The 2,771-nt window shown below is 57.1% G+C and carries 1 protein-coding gene and 1 pseudogene; one reads left to right on the top strand and one right to left on the bottom strand.

Features of this window, described 5'->3' with window-relative positions:
• Positions 1–74: 74 nt before the first annotated feature.
• A pseudogene (locus AWB65_RS34510) lies at positions 75–398 on the bottom strand (transposase); the annotation flags it as partial.
• Between the two features lie 1,315 nt (positions 399–1,713).
• Here AWB65_RS34510 and AWB65_RS36780 point away from each other — a divergent pair.
• A partial coding sequence (locus tag AWB65_RS36780) for a tyrosinase family protein (protein ID WP_235008103.1) occupies positions 1,714–2,771 on the top strand: 1,058 nt, incomplete at its 3' end.

A 2,771-nucleotide genomic window follows, 5' to 3' on the forward strand; every position in this document is an offset into this window, starting at 1 on the left:
TGACGGAACAGCCGGTCTCCTCTCTGGCTAACAACACCAGATGAAACAATCCTTTACGCGACATCACATCGCACCATGCGCTTAAGTGTGCCCGATATCTGCTGGGGCGACCATTTCCAATCGAGCAGGGTGAGCACAACCCGCCAGCGAACGCTTTGCGTGCACAGCTTGGCGGGGCGGCGACCAGCGCTACGGCGGGCGGCGCTCAGCGCTTCGGCTGACACTGAAGCGTAGCCAGCAGGAGAGCCGTTGCGCGTCAGCTCCCGGCTCACAGTGGACGGAGAGCGCCCGAGCATTCGGGCCATGGCCCGAATGCTCACATCCTGCAGTCGTAGGCTTGCGATGGCGAGGCGTTCTTCAGGTTGCAGCTGCTGGTACGAAGTAGTTTTGTCGGGCATTGCAACACCTTATACGGGACAAGTGTTGCACCTCGCTTTTGAGGCCGTCCCTAATTAAGCGTCGCCGGGTACGCTTCTCTTTGCGAGAAAGCAAATGGATAAAGTTAGCTATCCCTTGAAAATTGGCACGCAAGGCACCGCGGTCGTCCAACTACACGCTGCCCTGCAGCTATGTTTAAAGCTCGGGGTCCTCGTTGCAGAATCCCCACGCGACCGTGCGCAGCTCGCTTTTGGCCTGGCACACGATCGTGCGCGCGCCCTGTATGGAGATGCTACGGCCACGCTAGTCGACCGATTCCAAGGCGAGCGCCGTCTTCTTGCCAACGGCGAGGTAGACGCAGCGGTGGCGGATGCGCTGAACGAACTTATACGTGGCTGGGATAGTCGGAAGCTCCACTAGCGTCTAAGTTATAAGGCTCTCTTACGCCAAATCATGTAGCGTTTTTATGTTTGGTCTGCGCATCGGATGACGGACCCGAACTGCATGCTTAGAGAGCATCGGTCGCCCCTTCCCTCCCTGCACTAAGCGCACCATGACTTGAGATTGGGGACGGCGGCTCGACATCCATTGAGATCTCGGGGGCGGTGTGTTGGCTCCGCTCGGCTGACAGGGGCTTGCCAGTCACCATCGGAAGCTTCAGGCAAAGCAGCGAGTCACATCAAAACTCGTTTCGCTCCTTCAGCGTATGGAAACAAGCCCGTGCCAGTCCACGCACGACGGCCTTGCGTGAATGTTCGAAATTTAAATCACGCCGTCGTACCGTTCAGGGCAGGTTCATCAACGCGGCCTGCTCGGCAGATCAGTTGATCGTGACTCGACGAAGATACACAATCCGCACTTCCTGTTGTGCGCCGTTCTCATGGACAATCCACAATGTAAACTGCGTGCTTAACGAGTTTCATTTCGTAAACCTGCGATTAACGCTGCAATGGCCGTTTAGAGCTGCTTAGATCCGCCGTTTGGGCCTGCAGGGCGGCAAATAACGAAAGAATCAACTCGTCTCAAGGTTATTTCACGTGCGTCGTGCTTGAACTTATTTCGTCAGTTCATCCTGCTTGCATGTGCGACAGCGCACGTTACTATGGGCGTAGCCTGAAGTAGATTTCCTAATCAATCTTCGCGGCCCAGAGGACATTTAGTCTCGCGAACCGTGCATCTTCTACGTTGCGCCTATGTCGCAACGTTATTCATCGGCCAGGCGAAAGACTTCGATTGCGGCATAGCCAAGACATTCGCGGCGTTCAAGAATACTTCGTCTTCCAGGATGTTCACCTGTATTTAATGTTTGACCATGACTACCTGCTGGAGAATTTCATGAGCCATTTAAAACTTGACCGACGAACGTTCCTAGGTGGAGCAGCCTCGGCATTGTCTCTCGCTGCGCTTCCGAGCTTTGCTCAGATAAGCGGGCAACGCCGTCTCGAGTGGCAGCAGTTTAAGGTAGCCCCCGACAACCAATACAGCTCTTTCCTGTACGCCGTAGGCCGGATGCGCGGCAATAACAACGCGAATGACCCAAATTCATGGCAATATTGGGTCAATGTGCACGTTAACTATTGTCCCCACAAAGTCGCGTATTTTCTTGCTTGGCACCGGGGATATCTCTGGCACTTCGAACGACGCCTGCAGATGATCTCAGGCAATACCAGGCTTATGCTGCCCTATTGGGATTGGTACAAAAATCCGACGCTCCCGAGCGAGTTCACTACGCCGGGTAATCAACTGTACCCGAGTGTTGCTCGGGTTGGCACCAGCGTTTACGGCGCCTTGGACCTGACACCGTTTCAAAGCTCGACGGTAAACTTCCAGCGCGGCACGGTGAACTCGTTCGAAGAGCGGTTTGAAACGCGTCCGCACAATCCCGTGCACAACCTGATCGGCGGTTGGATGGCGACCATGCAGTCGCCGCTCGATCCGATCTTCTTCCTCCACCACTGCAACGTCGACCGGCTATGGCACGCATGGGCGCTGCCCGACGGCCGTACAATGCCGGTGTCGAGCTCGCCTTATTGGACGGGTGCGCCTGCGTCTTTCGTCTATGCGCCGGGCCTTACGATGCCGAAGGTTGACACGTACTCCCCGCGCCGGGCGGGCACCGTCAAGATCACCGCTTACGACTATGACAACACCTCCCGGCCAGCCTCGCTGCCGCCGCAAGCGCAGGTGGGCCGCATCATCCGGGTCCAAGCGGAGCGCCCGCAACTTCGACAGCGCCCGCCGGTCGGCTTGTTCAAGGCGACGCCAGCTCGCGACATCACGGCGGACGAGCGCGCGATCGGCGGGGTCAGAAGCGTCGCGCTGAATGAACAGTCGATCAGCGCGCTTGTCACGGCCGAGGCGAGTTCGGTCCAGTCGATGCGGGACGTCATCAC

Origin of the sequence: Caballeronia humi (assembly GCF_001544475.1) — a bacterium.
Taxonomy (GTDB): domain Bacteria; phylum Pseudomonadota; class Gammaproteobacteria; order Burkholderiales; family Burkholderiaceae; genus Caballeronia; species Caballeronia humi.